General features: G+C 48.6%; 27 protein-coding genes and 1 tRNA gene. 20 read left to right on the top strand and 8 right to left on the bottom strand.

Annotated elements, in window-relative coordinates; translation table 11 throughout:
- Window positions 1–80 precede the first annotated feature (80 nt).
- The 3 genes from bfr (LPA26_RS11555) to LPA26_RS11545 all read right to left on the bottom strand — a co-directional run bounded on the left by bfr (LPA26_RS11555) (window position 81) and on the right by LPA26_RS11545 (window position 1,820).
- Window positions 81–557 (bottom strand): bacterioferritin, encoded by a 477-nt coding sequence (gene bfr / locus LPA26_RS11555; RefSeq protein WP_229008466.1) that lies wholly within the window; start codon window positions 555–557, stop codon window positions 81–83.
- Between the two features lie 9 nt (window positions 558–566).
- Window positions 567–1,058 carry a bacterioferritin gene (bfr, locus tag LPA26_RS11550; RefSeq protein ID WP_229008465.1) on the bottom strand — a complete coding sequence of 164 codons (492 nt, stop codon included), beginning with the start codon at window positions 1,056–1,058 and terminating at the stop codon, window positions 567–569.
- A 171-nt stretch (window positions 1,059–1,229) separates the two neighbouring features.
- A complete protein-coding gene (locus LPA26_RS11545; protein ID WP_229008464.1) occupies window positions 1,230–1,820 on the bottom strand; it encodes an SCO family protein in 591 nt (196 codons plus the stop codon).
- Window positions 1,821–1,949: 129 nt separating this feature from the next.
- On the opposite strand from LPA26_RS11545, the gene LPA26_RS11540 reads away from it, so the two are divergent.
- Both LPA26_RS11540 and LPA26_RS11535 read left to right on the top strand, forming a co-directional pair.
- The gene (locus LPA26_RS11540) at window positions 1,950–2,867 is read left to right on the top strand and encodes a branched-chain amino acid transaminase (protein ID WP_370634382.1); all 918 of its coding nucleotides are present in this window, start codon (window positions 1,950–1,952) and stop codon (window positions 2,865–2,867) included.
- 49 nt (window positions 2,868–2,916) lie between these two features.
- Window positions 2,917–3,105, top strand: a complete 189-nt coding sequence (locus LPA26_RS11535) for a zinc-finger domain-containing protein (RefSeq protein ID WP_055870107.1) — start codon at window positions 2,917–2,919, stop codon at window positions 3,103–3,105.
- Window positions 3,106–3,154: 49 nt separating this feature from the next.
- On the opposite strand, the gene murI is transcribed toward LPA26_RS11535, so the two are convergent.
- The gene (murI, locus tag LPA26_RS11530; protein ID WP_229008462.1) at window positions 3,155–3,934 is read right to left on the bottom strand and encodes a glutamate racemase; all 780 of its coding nucleotides are present in this window, start codon (window positions 3,932–3,934) and stop codon (window positions 3,155–3,157) included.
- Window positions 3,935–3,996: 62 nt separating this feature from the next.
- On the opposite strand from murI, the gene LPA26_RS11525 reads away from it, so the two are divergent.
- From LPA26_RS11525 to LPA26_RS11460, 14 genes are all read left to right on the top strand, one after another.
- Window positions 3,997–4,548, top strand: a complete 552-nt coding sequence (locus tag LPA26_RS11525; protein WP_055827873.1) for a cob(I)yrinic acid a,c-diamide adenosyltransferase — start codon at window positions 3,997–3,999, stop codon at window positions 4,546–4,548.
- 30 nt (window positions 4,549–4,578) lie between these two features.
- Complete coding sequence (gene pcnB / locus LPA26_RS11520) at window positions 4,579–5,961, top strand: polynucleotide adenylyltransferase PcnB (protein WP_229008461.1); 1,383 nt, start codon at window positions 4,579–4,581, stop codon at window positions 5,959–5,961.
- Window positions 5,961–6,458: a 2-amino-4-hydroxy-6-hydroxymethyldihydropteridine diphosphokinase gene (gene folK / locus LPA26_RS11515; protein ID WP_229008460.1), complete on the top strand. Its 498-nt coding sequence runs from the start codon at window positions 5,961–5,963 to the stop codon at window positions 6,456–6,458. Before pcnB ends, folK begins: the two co-directional genes overlap by 1 nt.
- Window positions 6,459–6,484: 26 nt before the next feature.
- The gene (locus tag LPA26_RS11510) at window positions 6,485–7,123 is read left to right on the top strand and encodes a deoxynucleoside kinase (protein ID WP_082488035.1); all 639 of its coding nucleotides are present in this window, start codon (window positions 6,485–6,487) and stop codon (window positions 7,121–7,123) included.
- Between the two features lie 117 nt (window positions 7,124–7,240).
- A complete protein-coding gene (gene panB / locus LPA26_RS11505) occupies window positions 7,241–8,050 on the top strand; it encodes a 3-methyl-2-oxobutanoate hydroxymethyltransferase (protein WP_229008459.1) in 810 nt (269 codons plus the stop codon).
- Between the two features lie 57 nt (window positions 8,051–8,107).
- Window positions 8,108–8,809, top strand: coding sequence for a tRNA (adenosine(37)-N6)-threonylcarbamoyltransferase complex dimerization subunit type 1 TsaB (gene tsaB / locus LPA26_RS11500; protein ID WP_229008458.1), 702 nt, complete (start codon window positions 8,108–8,110; stop codon window positions 8,807–8,809).
- 9 nt (window positions 8,810–8,818) lie between these two features.
- Window positions 8,819–9,280, top strand: a complete 462-nt coding sequence (rimI, locus tag LPA26_RS11495; protein ID WP_229008457.1) for a ribosomal protein S18-alanine N-acetyltransferase — start codon at window positions 8,819–8,821, stop codon at window positions 9,278–9,280.
- Window positions 9,281–9,322: 42 nt separating this feature from the next.
- On the top strand, window positions 9,323–9,943 hold the full coding sequence (locus LPA26_RS11490; protein ID WP_229008456.1) for a hypothetical protein: 621 nt from the start codon (window positions 9,323–9,325) through the stop codon (window positions 9,941–9,943).
- Between the two features lie 116 nt (window positions 9,944–10,059).
- Entirely contained in the window at window positions 10,060–10,653 is a 594-nt protein-coding gene (locus tag LPA26_RS11485; RefSeq protein ID WP_088178535.1) for a LemA family protein, read from the top strand.
- 6 nt (window positions 10,654–10,659) lie between these two features.
- Window positions 10,660–11,538, top strand: coding sequence for a YgcG family protein (locus LPA26_RS11480; RefSeq protein ID WP_229008455.1), 879 nt, complete (start codon window positions 10,660–10,662; stop codon window positions 11,536–11,538).
- Entirely contained in the window at window positions 11,538–12,047 is a 510-nt protein-coding gene (locus LPA26_RS11475; protein ID WP_229008454.1) for a TPM domain-containing protein, read from the top strand. The genes LPA26_RS11480 and LPA26_RS11475 overlap by 1 nt, the downstream gene beginning before the upstream one ends.
- 4 nt (window positions 12,048–12,051) lie before the next feature.
- The gene (locus LPA26_RS11470) at window positions 12,052–12,657 is read left to right on the top strand and encodes a hypothetical protein (RefSeq protein WP_229008453.1); all 606 of its coding nucleotides are present in this window, start codon (window positions 12,052–12,054) and stop codon (window positions 12,655–12,657) included.
- Window positions 12,658–12,750: 93 nt separating this feature from the next.
- Complete coding sequence (locus LPA26_RS11465; protein WP_229008452.1) at window positions 12,751–14,460, top strand: proline--tRNA ligase; 1,710 nt, start codon at window positions 12,751–12,753, stop codon at window positions 14,458–14,460.
- 94 nt (window positions 14,461–14,554) lie between these two features.
- Window positions 14,555–15,157 (top strand): lytic transglycosylase domain-containing protein, encoded by a 603-nt coding sequence (locus LPA26_RS11460; RefSeq protein WP_370634381.1) that lies wholly within the window; start codon window positions 14,555–14,557, stop codon window positions 15,155–15,157.
- A gap of 59 nt (window positions 15,158–15,216) precedes the next feature.
- On the opposite strand, the gene LPA26_RS11455 is transcribed toward LPA26_RS11460, so the two are convergent.
- Both LPA26_RS11455 and queA read right to left on the bottom strand, forming a co-directional pair.
- Entirely contained in the window at window positions 15,217–16,089 is an 873-nt protein-coding gene (locus tag LPA26_RS11455) for a hypothetical protein (RefSeq protein WP_229008450.1), read from the bottom strand.
- Between the two features lie 69 nt (window positions 16,090–16,158).
- Complete coding sequence (queA, locus tag LPA26_RS11450; RefSeq protein WP_229008449.1) at window positions 16,159–17,205, bottom strand: tRNA preQ1(34) S-adenosylmethionine ribosyltransferase-isomerase QueA; 1,047 nt, start codon at window positions 17,203–17,205, stop codon at window positions 16,159–16,161.
- A 53-nt stretch (window positions 17,206–17,258) separates the two neighbouring features.
- On the opposite strand from queA, the gene LPA26_RS11445 reads away from it, so the two are divergent.
- From LPA26_RS11445 to LPA26_RS14360, 3 genes are all read left to right on the top strand, one after another.
- A tRNA-Leu gene (locus LPA26_RS11445) sits at window positions 17,259–17,343 on the top strand.
- Between the two features lie 168 nt (window positions 17,344–17,511).
- Window positions 17,512–17,652 (top strand): Arm DNA-binding domain-containing protein, encoded by a 141-nt coding sequence (locus LPA26_RS11440; protein ID WP_229008448.1) that lies wholly within the window; start codon window positions 17,512–17,514, stop codon window positions 17,650–17,652.
- The gene (locus LPA26_RS14360) at window positions 17,630–17,695 is read left to right on the top strand and encodes a hypothetical protein (RefSeq protein ID WP_370634380.1); all 66 of its coding nucleotides are present in this window, start codon (window positions 17,630–17,632) and stop codon (window positions 17,693–17,695) included. Before LPA26_RS11440 ends, LPA26_RS14360 begins: the two co-directional genes overlap by 23 nt.
- A gap of 178 nt (window positions 17,696–17,873) precedes the next feature.
- On the opposite strand, the gene LPA26_RS11435 is transcribed toward LPA26_RS14360, so the two are convergent.
- Together LPA26_RS11435 and LPA26_RS11430 are read right to left on the bottom strand one after the other, a co-directional pair.
- Entirely contained in the window at window positions 17,874–18,569 is a 696-nt protein-coding gene (locus tag LPA26_RS11435) for a hypothetical protein (RefSeq protein ID WP_229008447.1), read from the bottom strand.
- Between the two features lie 46 nt (window positions 18,570–18,615).
- Window positions 18,616–19,374 (bottom strand): DUF1566 domain-containing protein, encoded by a 759-nt coding sequence (locus LPA26_RS11430; RefSeq protein WP_229008446.1) that lies wholly within the window; start codon window positions 19,372–19,374, stop codon window positions 18,616–18,618.
- Window positions 19,375–19,934: 560 nt separating this feature from the next.
- Between LPA26_RS11430 and LPA26_RS11425 the strand changes: the two genes are divergently transcribed.
- Window positions 19,935–20,438, top strand: coding sequence for an RNA polymerase sigma factor (locus tag LPA26_RS11425; RefSeq protein WP_229008445.1), 504 nt, complete (start codon window positions 19,935–19,937; stop codon window positions 20,436–20,438).
- Window positions 20,439–20,453 lie beyond the last annotated feature (15 nt).

Below are 20,453 nucleotides of genomic sequence, written 5' to 3'. Positions count from 1 at the left end.
TGTCAAGCGTAGTTTGGTTCCGGCAGGGCGTGAAAAAAGCCGCAAAAGCGGCTTAATTCATAAGATCTGAAAATCAGTGATTATTCAGATTCTATTTGTGTTTGCAGATAGTTAGGCAAAGTGACATCGATAATCAGGCGTTGCTGGGTTTCCAGCCAGTCAATGGCTTCTTCGCAGGCTTCCAGTAACTCAGTCAGTAAATCACGCGTCACGTAGTCTTGCAATTTTTCAGCTTCGGCAATCGCTTCAATCAACTGCGGGCGCTGTACGTCCTTCTCAAAACTCAGGTCACCTTGCAGGCATTCCACCACCTCTTCACCAATCAGTAATTTACCAAGGTTTTGCAGGTTAGGCAGGCCGTCCAGAAACAGGATGCGCTCAATCACTTCATCCGCTTCTTTCATAACACGGATGGATTGTTTGTATTGGTAGTCGTTGAGTCTTTCCAGGCCCCACTTCCTGAACATGCGCGCATGCAGGAAATACTGGTTAATAGAAGTCAGCTGGTTTTTAAGCACTTTGTTCAACGTGCTGATAATGTGTTTTTCGCCTTTCATGCGGGCTCCTTAAACTGCAACAGCAGGGCCGTCGCCCATCTGGCTTTGGCAATAGTTTTCAATGCCGATCAGTTTGATCAGGCTTAACTGTTTTTCCAGCCAGTAAGCATGATCCATTTCGGTATCTTCCAGTTGCACCAGCAACATTTCACGCGTCACAAAATCCTGAGCTTCTTCACAGGCTTGCATGGCTTTTTTCAGGTGCTTGACCACGGCATATTCCAGTTCAAGGTCAGATTCCATCATGGATTTCACATCTTTCCCAATATGGATTGGGTCACGCTTGGTCAGGTTAGGGGTGCCTTCAAGAAACAGGATACGCTGGATCAGCGCGCGGGCATGTTCACGTTCATGCAGTGATTCGTGGAGGATGCGTTGGGAAATCACACCCAGACCCATGTCGGCATACATTTCGCCGTGAATCAAATACTGGTCGGTAGCAGTAAGCTCTCCTGCCAGTAAATCATTCAGAATATCAATAATCTTTTTATCGCCTTTCATGACCGGCTCCTGTATGCATTTTCAATGAAATGCATGATACAGGAAAATGAAAAGTATGCAATAAAAAATATGATGTAACTTATTGATTTAAAATGAGTTTTTAAACACTAATATAAATGAAAATCGTTCTTGATCCAGTATTTCTTAGAATTATCGAAAGTCTGCTCAATACTAGATTAGCAGCTGCAAGTCATGCGCGATATTGGCCGGTTTTTCCCCATACCCCAGGTAAATGCGCGGTGCGCCTGTTTTATCAAACACATATAACCCTGCACTATGGTCCATGGTGTAGCCGTCCTGGCCTGCCTCACTCACTTTAGCAGCATAGACTTTATATTCGGCCAGGTTGGCGGCGACTTCCTCGGGTGTGCCCCGCAGGCCAATAAAACGTGCATCAAAGCCAGGTACAAATTGCGCCAGCACTTCCTGCGTGTCGCGCTCAGGGTCTACAGTCACAAACAGCACCTGCACATCATTAGCCTTGTCTCCCAGCAATTTCATGGTTTGCTTGAGGTCGCTCATGGTGGTCGGGCACACATCCGGACAGTGGGTATAGCCGAAAAATAGTACCACTACCTTGCCTTTAAAATTATTGATACTGCGTAACTTGCCGGTATGGTCAGTCAGGCTCAAAGGTTTGCCAAACTGGGTGCCGGTGAGGTCAGTGCCAATAAAGGTAGCCGTTTTGTCAGGTTGGCACCCGGCGAGCAGACCAGTCACTAATGCTGCGATTAACCAAAGCCACGTGAAACGGGTGCGCATACAAAAATCCTTGTAAATCATCATTGAAATGGATTTTAGCATAGGCGAAAAGCGTGCAGATTGGTTTACAATACTGGTTTTTGACGATAGACGGATTAAGGGCGAGTTTAAATGGCAATACCGAGTTCGATGGCAGACCGTGACGGCGTTATCTGGTACGACGGCAAAATGGTCAACTGGCGTGATGCCACTACCCATGTATTAACCCACACTTTGCATTATGGCATGGGCGTGTTTGAAGGCGTGCGCGCTTACAAAACAGATAAAGGCACGGCTATTTTCCGTTTGAAAGAGCATACCGACCGTTTATTCCGCAGTGCGCATATTCTGGGCATGAAAATGCCGTTTGATAAAGCGACCCTGATTGAAGCACAGCGAGCAGCCGTACGCGAAAACAATCTTGAATCTGCTTATATGCGCCCGATGGCATTTTATGGTGCCGAGGCGATGGGTATTTCTGCCAAAACCTTATCGACCCACGTGATTGTCGGAGCCTGGAGCTGGGGTGCGTATATGGGTGAAGAAGCAATTACCAAAGGTATCCGCGTGAAAACTTCTTCTTTTGCACGTCACCACGTGAATATCACCATGTGTAAGGCTAAAGCGAACGGCAACTATATGAACAGCATCCTGGCACATCAGGAAGCCGCACAAGATGGTTACCAGGAAGCGTTACTGCTGGACGTGGATGGTTTTGTGGCTGAAGGTTCCGGCGAGAACATTTTCATTATCCGTAATGGCAAGCTGTACACCCCAGATTTAACCTCTGCACTGGAAGGCATCACCCGCGACACCATTATCACATTGGCTAAAGATGAGCTTGGCCTAGAAGTGATTGAAAAACGTATTACCCGCGATGAGGTTTATAGTGCTGATGAAGCATTCTTTACCGGTACGGCAGCTGAAGTGACGCCTATCCGTGAACTGGATAACCGCGCCATTGGTGAAGGCTCACGTGGCCCGATCACCGAAAAACTGCAAAGCCTGTACTTTGATGTAGTTAAAGGTAAAAATGCCAAATATGAACATTGGCTGACCTTGGTTTAAGTTCTTAAAGGTTTCAAGTCACTAAATGGCTATGTGCGGGAGAAGCTGAATGTCTGATGTAAAAGAGTTTGAAGTAGACGGTAACGATTTGCCACTACATTGCCCAACCAAGGAAGTCGCTTTGTGGGCTTCACACCCGCGTGTGTTTCTGGATGTGGCGAAAACAGGTCAAGTAGCCTGCCCTTATTGCGGCACCAGATTCAAGCTTAAACCAGGCACACAAGTGCACCACCACTGAGTCTTTACTTAAATAAAACCCACGCAATGCGTGGGTTTTGTTTATTCACTTAAAGCATTTGCCAGAGCTGCCGCATGATAGCTTGCGTCTCTTCTTTACCACTGGTTAAAAATTGCAATTGGCCTTGATCACTGGTTGTGTTCAGTAAATCTTGTTGGGTCAATATCTGTTGTAAACGCTTGGCAACCGCCGCACCAGTATCAATCAATGTGACATCAGGCCCGACAATTTTTTGAATGTGGGTGCGCACAAAGGGATAGTGGGTACAGCCCAGTACAATTGTATCGGCACCGGCATCGATCAGCGGCTGGCAATAAGTGTTTAACAGGGTGATTGTTTCAGGCTGGTCGAGTAAACCTTGTTCTATGCGTTCAACAAGGCCGACACACGCTTGTGTTACCACTTGCACACCATGTCCGTAATGCTCGAGCAAAGCCGCAAACTGTGCGCTCTGTAAAGTGCCCGTGGTGGCGAGTACGCCGATGATATTGTTTTTACTGGCCGCAGCCGCCGGTTTGACCGCGGGTTCCATGCCGATAATCGGTAAGGGAAAATGCTCACGCATCGGGGTGATGGCTGCGGCGGTGGCAGTATTGCAGGCGACAACCAGGGCTTTGGCACCTTGAGCAATCAAGGTTTCGGCGATCGTAAAGCACCGTTGTTGAATTTTTACCGCAGATTGGTTGCCATAAGGCGCATAGGCACTATCGGCAAAATAGATGAAATGCTCGTGCGGAAGCTGGCGTGTCAGGTGCTTGAGGACGGTAAGTCCGCCCACGCCTGAATCCATTACGCCAACCGGGGCACTGACTGCAATCGCTGGGCACATCGAAATGGCACGGGTTGATTTATAATGAGCGGATTATATAGGATTTTAGTCAGGTTTCAGGAATGGCCAATCGGTTGAGCAAGATTTACACACGTACCGGAGACAGTGGCACCACTGGCCTTGGCGATGGCTCGCGGGTTGCCAAGTTTGACCTGCGCGTGCAGGCGATGGGTGAAGTCGATGAGCTGAATGCCGTGCTGGGAATGTTGCTGGTGGAGGAGTTGCACGCCGACGTCCGCGAGCAGCTGGAAGCGATCCAGCATGATTTGTTTGATATGGGTGGCGAGCTCAGTATGCCTGGACATACCTTTATGCAGGCCGGGCGCGTTGCTATCCTGGAACAGGTTCTGGATCGCTGGAATGCCGAGTTGAGCCCACTGAAAGAGTTTATATTGCCGGGCGGTAGCCGTGCTTCGGCAGTGTGTCATCTGGCACGTACTGTGTGCCGCCGTGCCGAGCGTGTGTTGCATGCCTTGCATGCGCAATCACCAGTCACGGCAGTCAATCTGCAATACCTGAATCGCTTGTCGGACCTGTTGTTTGTATTATGTCGTACCTTGAATCGGCATGCCGGTGTGCCGGATGTGCTTTGGAATAACCAACATAAACTTTAATGCGCATGATGCGCTGATGTTCACTGAGTAATGATTAAACAATTTCTGCAAAAAGTATTTGGCAAACGCGGTCTGCCACCAGGTCAAACCTCCGAGCCTGGCCAAACTTCAAAAAAAGGTAAATCATCTGCGGTGCAGGTGATTACGGCCAGCAAACACAAGATCAATCCCAAGCTGATTAGCCAGGCCGCACTGAAAACCTGTGACGGCCTGCAAAAAGCCGGATTTGAGGCCTATATCGTTGGTGGTGCTGTACGCGATTTGCTGCTTAACCACCCGCCAAAAGACTTTGATATTGCCACCAATGCCACGCCGGAGCAGGTGCATAAGACATTCCGCCGTTCGCGTATTATTGGCCGCCGTTTTCGCCTGGTGCACGTGTTATGGGGGCAGGAAACGATAGAAGTATCCACTTTCCGCGGCCACCACCAAAGCGAGGGCGATGGAGAGACCAATGACAGTGGCCGCATTATCCGTGACAATATTTTTGGCTCGATTGAAGAAGATGCCGTCAGGCGCGATTTTACCGCCAACGCGCTTTACTACGATCCCAAACGCCATGAAGTGCTGGACTTCCACAATGGTGTGGCGGATATCCGTGCCAAAACCTTGCGTATTATTGGCGACCCGGTCAAGCGCTATCAGGAAGATCCGGTGCGTATGTTACGCGCCGTACGTCTGTCGGCCAAGCTGGGGTTAAAACTCGAGCAGACCACCGAAGCCCCGATACGCAAACTGGCAGACTTGCTGGAAGATGTACCGCCTAGCCGCCTGTTTGATGAAATGCTGAAGCTGTTTTTATCCGGGCATGCGATTGAGAGCATCGGTGCACTACGGGCTCAGCATTTGCATCATGGATTATTGCCTTTGCTGGACGTGGTGCTGGAACAACCGCTAGGCGAAAAATTCGTCATGCTGGCCCTGAAAAATACCGATGATCGCATTCTGGCTGGCAAGTCTTCCAATCCGAGTTTCTTGTTTGCGACCTTGCTATGGCATGAAGTTTTGCAAGCCTGGCTGGAAAATCAGAAGCGTGGTGAGCCTTTGATTCCGGCCTTGCACCTGGCAATGAATGAAATCATTGATAAACAGGGTGAGAAAATGGCGATCCATAATCGCTACACTGCCACCATGAAAGAAATCTGGGCCATGCAGCCACGCTTTGAACAGCGCTCCGGCAAACGTCCATATGCCTTGCTGACCAACCCGAAATATCGGGCAGGTTACGACTTCCTGTTATTGCGCTGTGCCTCTGGTGAGTTGCCTGAAGAGCTTGGTGAATGGTGGACGAGATTTGCTGACGCCGGCACCGAAGAGCGCACCAGTATGCTGTTACCTGACAGCGGCTTGCAAAAACGCCGTCGCCGGCCACGCAAGAAAAAACCGGCAGCTACGAATGGTGAGTCGGCGTAATGGCCCTGGCCTTGATTGCGCTCGGCAGCAATTTGCAGCAGCCGCAGGTGCAGGTAGCCAACGCCATCCAGGTGTTATCACAAACGCCAGGTTTGAGCTTAGTGAAAGCTTCCAGCCTGTATGCCACGGCGCCGGTAGGCTACGATAACCAGCCTGACTTTATCAATACAGTCATTCAGGTGGCTACCGAAATTCCAGCGCCAGAGCTGATGCAGTTACTGCTGACGATTGAACAAACATTCGGGCGTGAGCGGCCTTTCCCCAATGCCCCGCGGATTCTAGACCTCGATCTTCTCGATTATGCCGGTATGCGCATGCAGACTTCACTTCTCACCTTGCCACATCCACGCATGCATGAACGTGGCTTTGTTATTTTGCCACTGGCTGAAATTGTGCCCGACTTTGTACTGCCAGACGGACAGACTGTTGTAGAATGGGCAGCAGAGTTCCCGCATGATGATGTGCGAAAACTGGACGCACAAAAACTGGATCACTGATTAATTTAGCTGAACGAGCAATAACAATGTTTACCCGTTTTCCTTATGTTGTAATCGAAGGCCCGATAGGCAGTGGCAAGACTACGCTGGCACGCATGCTGGCAGACAAGTTCTCGGTAGAACTGCTATCCGAAAAAGCTGAGTCCAATCCTTTCCTGACCCGTTTTTACCAGGATGCCCAGCGTTACGCCTTACCGACGCAGCTGTTTTTCCTGTTCCAGCGTTCACGCCAGATTGAAGACATGGCGCAACGCGACATGTTTGGCCAGCCAACCGTATCTGATTTCTTCCTCGAAAAAGACCCGCTGTTTGCACGCCTGAATCTGGATGATGAAGAGTACTCTCTGTATCACCAGATTTACCAGCACCTGCAACTCAAAGCGCCCAAGCCTGATCTCGTGGTGTATTTGCAAACACCTATCGATGCGCTGGTTGACCGGATAGAAGAGCGCAACATTAGTTACGAACAGGATATGCCGCGCGAATATATTGCCCGGCTGGCAGAAGCCTACAGTGAGTTTTTTCATACCTATGACGCCTCGCCCTTGCTGATCGTCAACAATGAAAAGCTCAATATCATTAAAGACGCGGAAGCTTTCAATTTGCTGATTGAGCGGATCAACCAGATCAAGAGCAGCCGCGAATACTTTAATCCTAACTTTTAATTAAATGCATCTGCGTGCAAACTCCTGTATTGCGCGGTGCTCAACATCCTCATGTAATACATGTTCCGCTGGTTCTGGATTTTATCCGGTACAAGCATTTAAAAGTCTCTTCCAATTATGCTAAACGCTCTCTTATCACGTGCAATGTCCGGCGATAAAATCGCCATGTTGACATGTTATGACGCTACTTTTGCCAAGTTGATGCATTTGGCTGGTGTGGACATGCTGCTGGTAGGTGACTCATTAGGGATGGTCATACAAGGGGGTGATAGTACTCTGGGCGTCACCATGCAAGATATGCTGTATCACACCCGTATTGTTGCTAAGGGAGCGCCTGGTGCCGTGATCATGAGCGATATGCCGGTTGATAGTTACGAGCATGACCTCGCAGATGCCCTGCAAAATGCACAGGCCTTGATTGAGGCTGGCGCACATATCGTCAAGATTGAAGGTGGTGGTCACATGGTGGAAACCGCCCGCTACCTGGTTGAAAATGGTGTGCCTGTGTGTGCGCACCTGGGATTCACACCGCAATCGGTAGAAAAACTCGGTGGGTATAAAATCCAGGGAAAAACTGAAGCAGCAGGCCAGGTGATATTAAAAGATGCGCAAGAGATGGCGGCGGCTGGAGCAAGCATGGTGCTGTTTGAAATGGTGCCGGCAGCATTGGCGGCCCACATTACAGAAACTATTTCCGTCCCTACTATAGGCATAGGCGCTGGTGCAGGCTGTAGTGGCCAAGTGCTGGTGTTGCAGGATTTATTGGGTATTTATACAGGGCCGGCAGAAAAAAATCCTCAAGATTACAAAGCGCCAAGGTTTGCACAAAATTTCCTGGGCCAGACTGGTAACATAGAGAAAGCGATCATAAATTACGTTCAAGCTGTGAAAGGCGGTCAGTTTCCGGCCGTGCAGCATAGCTATTAAAAGAATTCATTGATTCTACCGATGATGTCAAATCGTGTTTGATCAACAATCACTATCATGAAATTACTCGCCATCGAATCTTCTACCGAATTCCTCTCACTGGCCTTGCAAACCGAAGCTGGCCTTATTTCTTTCCATGAAGCAACAGGGCCTGCAGCTTCACAGCGAATCCTGCCCGAAATTCAGCGTTTGCTGGCAAGAGCCGGCGCAAAACTGGCCGAACTGGATGGTATTGTCTATGGCACCGGTCCAGGCGCTTTCACAGGCGTACGGGTAGCGGTAGGCGTCACCCAGGGTTTGGCTTTTGGGGCTGACCTGCCTGTGGTTGGGGTGAGCTCTGTGCAGGCGGTGGCGCAGGCAGCCTGGCTGGAAACCGGGGCTGAAAAAGTGCTGGTGTGTCTGGATGCCCGGATGGGCGAGGTATACCATGCCGCGTTAATCAAACAACAGCATGGCTGGCTAGAGGTTTCGCCGCCGGTGGTGTGCAAGCCGCAGGAGGTGCCAGCGATTGCGGGTGATGGCTGGTTGGCGGCAGGTTCTGGCTGGGCTGTATTTGGTGAAGTGCTCTCAGCACAATATACTCAGCAGATAAGCCACATTCACGCGGAAATCATGCCTACGGCCAAGGCCATGCTAATGATTGCAACCCCCGGATTTATTGCGGGAGATACCCAGTCCGCGCAGCAGGCCTCACCGCTTTATATACGTAACCGTGTCGCATTAACCGCTGATGAGCGCGCACAAGGGCAAACACTGTAGGGTAGATCAATGAGTGCATTACCTCAATACCAGCCACAATTCCGGCTCATGTCTTACGAAGACCTGATCGCGGTTTGCCGCATAGAGCCGACAATTTACAGTCACCCGTGGACCTACGGTAATTTCAAGGACTCCCTGGACTCTGGCTACTGTGCATGGGTAATGGAAATGTCCGGAGAAATCATAGGTTATGCATTGGTGATGATGGTGCTGGATGAAGCGCATCTGTTAAATATCAGTGTCGGACAAACGCATCAGGGGCAGGGGTTGGGGAGAGCATTGCTTGCGCATATGATAGAAATTTCCAGGCATCGGCTTGCGGCTAATATGTTTCTTGAAGTGCGTGAAAGCAATACCAAAGCGATTGCTTTATACGAGACGATGGGTTTTTGTGAAATGGGCATTCGGCGTAATTATTACCCGACCAAGTCAGGGCGTGAAGATGCCGTGCTGATGGGGCTCGCCTTATAAGGGCTTAAGATTGACGAGAGATATTCAAAACAGGAGCATGCCGTGAGTCTGGGGCGCGAAGATATATTGCGGGAATTGGAGTTGTTGCCTGTCTGGCGGTTGCGCACGCCAGTAGCGGAAAGCACATTGCCGGCGATTACAGTAAGAACTTCCCCTGAGGTTTCTACAGAATCGCTCATTGAACAAAGCAGTCAGGTTTTGATTGAAACCATAGGCGCTGATCAAGTCATTGAATTGAGGGTTGGCAGTGAGCCTGCGCCGATAGCGGAGATTCCTGAAAACAAGCAACCGGAGATTGCACCTGCGCCACTGATTAAATCCTCCTGGTGTTTAATGTGCCCAAAAGTTGATGACGCTGCTGCGCAAGCTTTACTGCAAAATATCGTGTGTGCCTTAAAGCTGGCTCCTGAAGAATTACACGTTTCTCACCAGCCGTTTAAAGTTGCGCAAGTACAAAGCCGGTTTGCTGTTTTGTTTGGCCTGGAAGCCGCCAATGCCTTTTTGGGAACCAATCACGCTGATCTCGTTTCTATACGTGGCCAGTTATTCACGCACGATGATATGCGCTACGTCATTACGCATCATCCGGATGCCATGCTAGCCAATCCTTTGCTAAAAAAAGAAGTCTGGCATGATTTGTGTCTGCTACTCGCCGAAAAGTAAGCTGGTTGCGAAGCAGACACAATCAATCTTGCAGAAAAAATAAAACCGGGCTGGGCTAGTTGTAGCCAGGGATCTGGCCCCCATATAAATCAAAACTATTAATGAGGAAAATCACGATGCGTCAAATATTTAAGGTTGTATTGTTAGCCGGAGTGTTAATGCTTTCTGGCTGTGGTTATAACCAGTTTCAATCGCTGGATGAAGAAACCAAGGCAAGCTGGTCTGAAGTATTGAACCAATATCAGCGCCGTGCCGATCTGGTGCCTAACCTGGTGTCTACCGTGAAAGGCTACGCCAGTCATGAGGAAAAAGTGCTGACTGAAGTCACTGAAGCGCGCGCCAAAGTTGGCAGCATGCAAGTGACGCCGGAATTGCTGAATGATCCTGAAGCGTTTGCCAAATTCCAGGCCGCACAAGGCCAGTTGACCAGTGCGTTATCGCGCCTGATGGTGGTGTCTGAAAATTACCCTAACCTGAAAGCGGATGCCAGCTTCCGTGATTTGCAAGCGCAACTGGAAGGTACCGAAAACCGTGTGACTGTGGCGCGCAACCGTTATATTGAGGCGGTGAAGCAATACAATGTCACGGTGCGTAGTTTCCCCAACAACCTGACCGCGATGATGTTTGGCTACCAGCCTAAACCATCCTTTACGGTAGAGAATGAAAAAGCGATTTCATCTGCACCAAAAGTAGATTTTGGCGATAAGTAATTGTTGATGGCTTTGAAGTTGATGCTGTCGGTTTGGTTGCGTGTGCTGCTGGTTTGCAGCCTGTTACTGTCAGGTGCCAGCGCACATGCCGCCAAGGGTCTGGTCGACATTCCGCCGCTAAGCGCCGCTGTCACTGATTTGACGCAGACGCTGTCGGCAGAGGAGCAGACAGCGCTCAACGAAAAACTTTCGCAGTTTTCTCAACAGAGCGGTTCGCAAATTGCCGTGCTGATATTGCCGACCACACAACCGGAAGATATCGCGCAATTTGGCATCCGCCTGGCTGATGCCTGGAAAATCGGCCGCGAAAAACAGGATGATGGCGTCATCGTCATTGTCGCCAAACAAGACCGTAAAATGCGGATTGAGGTCGGTTATGGGCTTGAAGGCGCTATCCCGGATGCGGTCGCCAAGCGCATTGTTTCTGAACAGCTCAGCCCTGCATTCAAACAAGGCCAATTTTACCAGGGCCTGCATGTGGCGACAGATACCCTGATCAAACTAATCCAGGGCGAACAATTGCCGGCACCTGCCAAAGGGCAAGCGGCGGCAGGGCAACAGGGCTTGATGCACTGGCTGCCTATCCTGATGTTTGCTGCCATTTTTCTTGGCGCTATTTTGCGCGGCATGCTTGGCTCGTTTTTTGGTAGTGCCCTCACTGGCGGTGCTTTAGCTGTACTCGCTGGTTTCCTGGGTGCAACGCTTTTGGTCATGGGGCTGGTCGGCCTTGCCGCATTTATCTTCACGCTGGCCATGGGCGGCGGTCAGGGTGGTTTGCCGATAGGCGGATTCCCGGGCGGCTTCGGCGGTGGAGGCGGCGGCCGCGATATATTCAGCGGCGGCGGTGGCGGTTTTGGTGGCGGTGGCGCATCAGGAGATTGGTAATGAAACCCGTACACCCATTCAGACGTTTCTTCCGTCATCTCACCAGCCATCCATGGCAGGTCAAACGCCATTTCTCTGAGTCTGCGTTGCAACATATCGAACACGCAATTGCAGCGAATGAGCATTTGCATGCCGGTGAAATCCGTGTCGTGATCGAGTCCGGCCTGCCGCTTGCTGCCATTTTGCAAGGCGTGTCACCACGGCAACGGGCGATACAACTGTTCGGCCAACTGAATATCTGGGATACTGAACAGAACAACGGCGTGCTGATTTACCTGATGCTGGCGGACAAGGATGTAGAGATTATCGCTGACCGTGGCATACACAGGCACTTGCAAGCGCAGGGCTGGCAGCATATTTGCCAGCAAATGGAAGGGATGTTTAGAAGTGGGCAGTTTGAACAAGGCGTTACATACGGCATTACCGCAATTGGCGATCATCTTGCAGAATACTTCCCGCCTCAAGCGACTCCGCGCAACGAGCTTTGCAATCACGTATTGGTGCTCTAGTGTTTTGTCGGGCGGTTTATTACTGATTGCAGCCGGCACAGCGCAGGCTGACTTAAAAGATATTTATCGCATCTACCACACCCAGCCCAGCCTGACGTCATTCGAAATCTGCCAGGGAGGTGGCTGCACCCATTCAGATACATTGAAACTGGCTGAATCCGAGTGGGATCATATACTAAGAATCTTCTCTCCCCTCCCCGAAACCGCTGAACAAGAACGCATCCAGATAGCCGAAGCCATCGGCATGCTGGAAGATATCGTAGGCACCAAAACCGGCACTGCTGCTGATCGCGCCGGTACCTTTGGCAATAGCGATTACCAGCACCAGCAAGACTGTAATGATGAGGCCATTAATAGCACTACCTATATGCGTTTGATGCAGCAGGCGGGCTTGATACGCTTTCACACCATTCAGGATACCCGCACCCGCAAATTCTTCTTTACCGGCTGGCCACATAGCACTGCGGTTATTCGCGAGAATGATACCCAGGCTGAGTTTGCGGTCGACAGCTGGTTTTACGATAATGGTCATGCCGCGACTATCGTGCCGATGGCGCAATGGAAAGATGGCTATATTCCTGAAGACAGCCCGATTCACCATCGAGAATAAACCCAGCTTATTTGCTGACTTGTTTACTTGCTGACTAGCGCCGCATTTAAGGCTAGAATTCGGCCTTTAGAATTCTGTTAGAACTCCATTCTTATGCGCGCATCACAATTTTTCATTGCTACCCAAAAAGAAGCACCTTCAGATGCTGAACTGATCAGCCATAAACTGATGGTCAGGGCCGGGCTTATCAAAAAGTTAGGCAGCGGGCTGTATAGCTGGATGCCACTAGGTTTGCGCGTGTTACGTAAAGTAGAAAATATCGTGCGTGACGAAATGAACAAGGCAGGCGCACTGGAATTACTGATGCCAGCCGTGCAACCTAAAGAATTATGGGAAGAGACCGGTCGCTGGGCAGTGTTTGGCCCGCAGATGCTCAAAATCCAGGACAGGCACGAACGTGACTTCTGTTTTGGCCCGACACACGAAGAAGTGATTACTGACATCGCGCGTAAGGAAATCAGCAGCTACAAACAATTACCGCTGAATTTCTACCAGATCCAGACCAAATTCCGTGACGAGATCCGTCCGCGGTTCGGCGTGATGCGTGCCCGTGAATTCCTGATGAAAGATGCTTACTCTTTCCATACCAGCGTTGATTGCCTGGTGGAAACTTACAACAGTATGCACACCGCTTACAGCAATGTGTTTACCCGGTTAGGGCTCAAGTTCCGTGCAGTAAAAGCCGACTCCGGCGCGATTGGTGGCGATGGTTCGCAAGAGTTTCATGTACTCGCCGACAGCGGCGAAGACGCTCTGGCTTACTGTGAAGACTCTGATTATGCGGCTAACGTCGAGATGGCTGAAGCAATATCGAATACCAGCCGCCCGGCCGCCACTGAAGCCATGCGTGAAGTCGATACCCCTAAGCAAACCACCTGTGAAGACGTGGCTAAACTGCTGGAAGTACCAGTGGCTAAAACGGTCAAGTCTGTCGCTTTAATGGTTGATGAAGTATTCACACTGGCTTTACTGCGTGGCGACCACCAGTTGAACGAAGTGAAATTCGGCAAAGTGGAGGGCGTACAAAATTTCAGCCTGGCGACTGAAGAAGAAATTCGCGCTAATTTAAGCTGCCCGCCAGGCTTTATCGGCCCGGTCGGCGTCAATGGCAATGTGCGCGTGATTGCCGACAGGGCAGTGGCAGTGTTAAGCGATTTTGTGTGCGGCGCCAATAAGCCTAAATTCCATTTGGCGGGAGTCAATTTTGGCCGCGATTTGCCAGAACCGGTGATTGTGGCTGACATCCGTAACGTGGTGGCAGGTGATGCCAGCCCGGATGGTAAAGGCACGCTGAATTTATGTCGCGGCATTGAAGTCGGGCATATCTTCCAGTTGCGCACCAAATACTCTGAAGCCATGCAGGCGACTTACCTGGACGAAAACGGGCAGTCGCAAGTGATGGAAATGGGCTGTTACGGTATTGGTGTGTCACGGATTGTCGGCGCGGCGATTGAACAGGGCCATGATGACAAAGGCATTATTTTTCCTCGCAGCATGGCGCCGTTTGATGTGGTGATCTGCCCGATTGGCCTGGATAAAAGTGATGCAGTGAAACAAGCTGCGTTTGATTTGTACAAGCAGTTGCAGCAGGCTGGCGTAGATGTGTTGCTGGATGACCGCGGCGAGCGCCCGGGCGTGATGTTTGCTGAAAGTGACCTGATGGGCGTCCCGCATCGTATCGTGATTGGTGACCGTGGTCTGGCCGAAGGTAAAGTGGAATACAAAGGCCGTACCGATGCCGAGGCACAGAACTTGCAATTGGCTGACAGTGTTGCGTTTTTACGTGACAAACTTGGGCATTAACTAGTAGGCTTTATTGCTTCTGTTCTGCGCCTGGATCGCTTCTCTATTGCATAGAATAGGCAAGATGAATAAACCACGCTTTTTACCTGCTGCCATGATGTTGACCGGCCTGTTGTTATGGTCGTCACTCACCTTGGCCGGTAACCAGAAAGAAGAGCCGTTAGCTAACAGCGTCAAATCTGTGATGCAAAAATCAGTCAGCGATGTGGCAGCACCTCGCTTGCTGTTCGATACCGAGCAAACCGCACAGCAATGGTTGCAGGAAATGTCAGTGCGGTTAACAAAACGCATGCCGGATACACAATACCGCGAAGATTTTTTAAAGTCAGTGCATTATGAAGCGACGCGCGCGGGCCTGGATCCGCAGCTGGTGCTGGGCTTGATCCAGGTTGAAAGCGGTTTCAAGAAATATGCTGTTTCCAGCGTCGGTGCCCGTGGCTATATGCAGGTGATGCCGTTCTGGGTGAAAAGCATAGGCGCCAACGAACATAACCTGTTTGATATGCGCCTGAACCTGCGTTACGGTTGCACGATTTTGCGTCACTACCTGGATATAGAACGAGGTGATTATTACCGTGCACTAGGCCGCTACAACGGCAGCCTTGGCAAGCCGGAATACCCTAACCTGGTGGTGGGTGCCTGGCGCAATCACTGGCATTATGACTCTCCGCTAAAAATGAATATTGCCAGCCAATAAGGCATGATTGATTGAATAAAAAACCGCGCTGCTGCGCGGTTTTTTATTCATTAAAATGGCTACTTCACTACTTTGAATCCGTAATAAGTGCCAAACTCGCCTTCGTTCTCGTGATACACAAACAGCATGCCGTTGCTGTAACCGGCGCCATTGAAATGGTTGTGTGAACGCAGCTTCATGGTTTTAGGCAACGCACTTTTACCGACATACTGCCCATTCAGGTCAAAGATCAACACTGCTTTATGGTCAACATCAAGCAAGGCCAGTTCGTTACCCGCAACACCGGTAAACGCAATAAAATGGTCGCTGACGTCATCGTAAACCACTTGCGCTTTGCTGTAGTCCAGCTTGATTTCTTTTAGTTTCTCGCGCTGCTTCGCATCAACCACAAACACCAGGTTGCCATGTTCCTGTTTGGCATAATAGTGATTGGTTGCCGGGTCGTAGCTCGGCATCGTGCCTGCGTCACCAAACGCAGGATTGAACTGGTAAAGCTCATTAGAGCTCGTGAGCACTTCACCCTTGTTGTCCACGTCTAGGCTAAAGATACCGGTGTTAGGTGAAAAACCAGCGGCTGTAGAAATGTTGTAAGTGATGGTTTCAATCTTGTTGGAGTTTGCGTTGTAATACAGCGAACGGTTATCAAACCCCGGCTTGGCAGAATTCACGTATTGGCCATTAGCGGTATAAGCATGCACTTCTGATTTTGAAATGGGCGCTTCAAACTCGCTACCCATAGGCGCCAGGCCACCATCCGCAATGTAGTAGTGTTGGTTGCCGGGCAGATAAGCGACAGTCATCGGGCGTGTGGTTGGTTTTTTGCTGAGCGGGATTTTAATACCGACTTCTGCTTCCGGCAGAATTTCCGCCTGGCTGGTAAGCGACAGGCATAGCAGTGCCAAACCGCTGAGTAATTTTTTATTCAATTGCATATCTCCGTGATCCTGTTTATGGGTGTTAGGTAGACGCTATTTTAAGCGGCAAGTTTAATGCAGCTTTGATTAACGCTTCTTTTTATTAAGTGGTGCACGCGTAATCAGCATGGCATCGCCATAACTGAAAAACCGGTAAGATTCCTGAATGGCATGCGTATAAGCGCGACGCAGTAAATCATAACCGCCAAAGGCAGAAACCAGCATCATTAATGTGCTTTTCGGCAGGTGAAAGTTAGTGATCAAGCGGTCGACCAACTGAAACTCAAATCCAGGTGTGATGAAAATATCGGTTTCGCCATGGTGGGCAAAAAGTTTCTCTGCACGCGCCACACTTTCCAGCGTGCGTAATGAAGTCGTGCCAACTGCAGTCACGCGCTTGCCGGCTTCACGTGCATGCAGAATCGCAGCGATGGTTTCTTCAGGCAGGTGATACACCTCGCTATGCATGTGATGCTCGGCAATATTATCTACCTTCACCGGCTGGAAAGTGCCTGCGCCTACATGCAAGGTGACATAGCATACATGCACACCCTTGTTGCTCAGTGCACTCAACATCTCGTCATCGAAATGCAGGCCTGCTGTTGGCGCAGCTACTGCGCCTTCATGTTTGGCAAATACCGTCTGGTAGCGGGTGTCATCAGCCGTATCAGCTGCATGTTCAATGTAAGGTGGTAATGGCAGTTGACCATGCTGCTCCAGAAAGTCATACCACGATTCATTGCCAAGCAGCCGGATATGAAACATATCGGCATGACGTCCCAACACCTCTGCCTGGTAGCTGTTAGCCAAATGCAACAGGCTGCCCGCTTTTGGTGAGCGGGAAGCTTTGATTTGCGCGTAAGCCTCCTGGGTATTGAATACGCGATCTATCATTACCTCGATATTTCCGCCGGTGGCTTTTTGCCCGAATAGCCGCGCTTTAATCACCTTGGTATCGTTAAGCACCAACACATCGCCAGCTTCAAAATAATCGCTGATCTGGCGAAAAAAATTGTCCCGGATGGTGTTTGCAATTGCGTCTACTTCCAGCAGGCGACTTTGTGAACGATTGGGTAAAGGATGTTGTGCAATCAGGTGCTGCGGGAGATGAAAATCGAAATCTAGAGTTCTCATAAATCAAAAATATGGTTATAATAGCTTCTTTGTTGTCCAACATTATATCCCATGCCGGGATGGCGGAACTGGTAGACGCACTGGACTCAAAATCCAGCGCCGCAAGGCGTGCCGGTTCGATTCCGGCTCCCGGCACCATGTAATAGTTCAGAGCAGTCCAAAGACGTCCAATTTTTCCCGTAAATCAATGACTTACGGGCTTTTTTGTGTCCAAAATAGTCCAAAGCCATCGTTTGACATCCAGTATTAAACAGGGGTAACTCCAAATGGGGTAACACAACTTACCCCATTTGGAGTTACCCCAAAATGGCACTTTCAGATACCGCATTGCGAAATGCAAAACCGGCCGATAAACCATACAAGCTCTACGATGAGCGTGGCTTATATTTGATCGTCAATCCTGGCGGTGGAAAAATGGTGGCGTTTGAAGTACCGTTTAGACGGTAAAGAAAAAACAATATCACTCGGGACTTACCCCGAAGTTAGCTGAACTGTCAAAGTTAGCTGTTGGGATATCCCTTGGCAACCAATAAAGACCAGTTGAAAGCTCTCATAGATTATCTCAATGAAATTTCACCAAAGGTTGGCGCTGGAACCTAAATCCAGTGCGGACTACAAATAATAAAGGCCGGAGTAACCGGCCTTATATTTGTGAAGCTTTATGATGCTTATTTATTGCGGGGAACAGCAACTCCCAACAAACCTAAACCTGCTAGAAGCATTGCTAAGTTTTCTGGCTCAGGCACAGCAAGAGGAGTGCCTATAATTTTTAGGCCTGCTCCAATACCCCCCATATCACCCCACGTATGCGGCAGTATTTCAAATGGGGGAGAACCTACAATTGAATCGGTCATATACATATATGTTGGTAGCCGATTTGTTGCTCCGAATAATCCCCATCCTATATCAGTAGGCTCGCCTTGGACACCAGAAAAAACAATCCAATAAGAGCCTGAATTTAATGATAATGATATATTGCTAAACCCTACCCATTCTATAGTGTGAGCTACGAAAACTTTATCAGGAGAGTAAGAACTGGTAAGTGGGGTAGCAGGTATAGTTAGTTGACTAGAAAATAATGACTCGCCTGGCTTGTTATTTTGATCGGCGTGAACTGAGACATTAATTAGAGCATTCGGATTGCTAGAGCCGTAATATATGATACTGGCAAAGATATCTGTTACTTTGTAACTATCTTCCAGAAAGAAATTTCCTGCAAGCTTTTGATAGTCTCCATTAGCTTTATCATAAATGTTCAGTGCGAGATTGCCATCCGATGGACCAGTATCAACGATAACTTTTGCCTGAGCATTTATCGAAATAATTGCTAGAACTGAGAAAAACAACTGACGAATTGTGAACATTCTAACAAGCCTATTTAATTAGTACTGGATGGGTTGCTTGTGGGAATTACAAAGAGTAGCAATTACGTCGTCTTGCAACTAAGCCAATCAATCCCAAGCCAGCAAATAACATCAATACGCTTTTAGATTCAGGCACTGCTGAGGTTTGTCCGGGGCTTATAAACCAAGCATAAATCCTAAAATTAGTTTTGCTAATAACTTGTTGATTGCCTTCGTTATTCATGAAAATCCATGCGTTTTTAGAGTTAGCACTAAATTCTGTTCCAGTCCAATATGCGTCAAACTGCTCGTTATCAAATATGGGTGTATCAGGCAGTTTGTCTAGGGCTGAGCCACCAAGTTCTTTGTAAAACAACTCCGATAGCTCGTCTCCTCTAACATTGTCATTAGTGGTCAAACCCCATCCAATATTTGTATTGGCTACGGTGGGTAATCTCCAATTATTTCTTCCTCCGTAATTAATAGTATTCAAATAATTGGCAAAAGCCATTCCACCAGCCCAAGAGACCCATCCATAACGGGCTAACGGACTATTCTCAAAATCTGAAACACTCAAGGGTGAATTAGTTGTACTGTTTGCAGCAATAACATTACTAACTAATTCATTAAAGCCTATATCGTTAATCATACTGTAGATTAAATTAGCATCCTTAGTCCAAGTCACATCACTCACTGAGCTATAAACCAAATCAACGCCATTTGAATTGAATGGGGTTAACTCAGCATTGGCGCTCAAACTATTCAGGGCAATGAGTCCTGCGATCAAAAATTTTTGCAGACCATGACTATCTAAGAAACTAAACATTACTTCCCCTCGAATGATTTATTTTTCTGAATAAATTACTTTGGTATTAAATGTTACTTCTGTGACATCCGACTTAAATTCACTAGTTCTAATGGACTAGCCTTAAAAATTTGATGATCAATGGCTATTAGCAAGTAATCTCTAAAAAATTGGGGTAACTTTGGGGGTAACAAATATTTATAATTTACCTAGAACGGCTTAAATATTTAGTGTTAAACGCAACATTCGGTTCAGGCTCCCACCATAAGATGTATAAGCAACACTGAAAAAGACTTAAATCATTGATTAAGGCTTTTTTACGTTTGTAGCTACTACAATGTAAAGCTTAAATTGGTGTCGGCGGAGTCTGTTAATCTTTTTTACCGAACAACCATTTTTGCCTTATTGTGGTTATAAGTAGCCAATTTGTATAAATGTGGTTGTTTTCAGCCTGAATTTAATCGGGAAAAATTCCCTAGTAATAATTTTTCTAATTGAGAATCAGTCTCTTATTGCAAATGAATCTAATGGCACGTGTTTTGCACTTTATTCACTGAAATAAAATTGTGGTGGGTGGGAATATGAGCGATACGTTGGCATGGTCTGGGATTGATTTGCAATGGGCATACACGGATGTGCTGCGGCGCATCGGCAGGCGCACAGCTTGTGTACAACGTGCAAAAGATATATTGCATGATGCTTTAGTATATTTTGCCGTTTCGAGCCATCCGGCAAGGGAGGAGTCGCCACAGGCTTACCTGAATGGCATTGTTAACCACTTGATGGTTGATGAGTACCGTTACAGGACCCGGTTTGTAGAAGAGGACCAGATAGATGAAACTGCGCTGATCCTGGAGTGTTCGCCAGAGCATATTTATGAAACACGGCAGATGCTTTATAACCTGCAACGCATTGTGGATTTGCTCCCAAAAAAATGCCGCCAGGTGTTCTGGCTTTACCATGTGGATGAAATGAAACAAAGCGACATTTCTACCCACCTGGGGATCAGCACTAGCATGGTAGAAAAACATCTTATTCGTGCTATGCTCGATATCCGGGCGTTTCAACAAAAAATGGCACATTAAATACTCACCTAATGC

This window comes from Methylophilus sp. Leaf408 (genome assembly GCF_916856905.1).
Lineage (GTDB): Bacteria > Pseudomonadota > Gammaproteobacteria > Burkholderiales > Methylophilaceae > Methylophilus.
The sequence above is the reverse complement of the archived record's forward strand: the minus strand, read 5'-3'. Positions and strand labels throughout refer to the sequence as shown.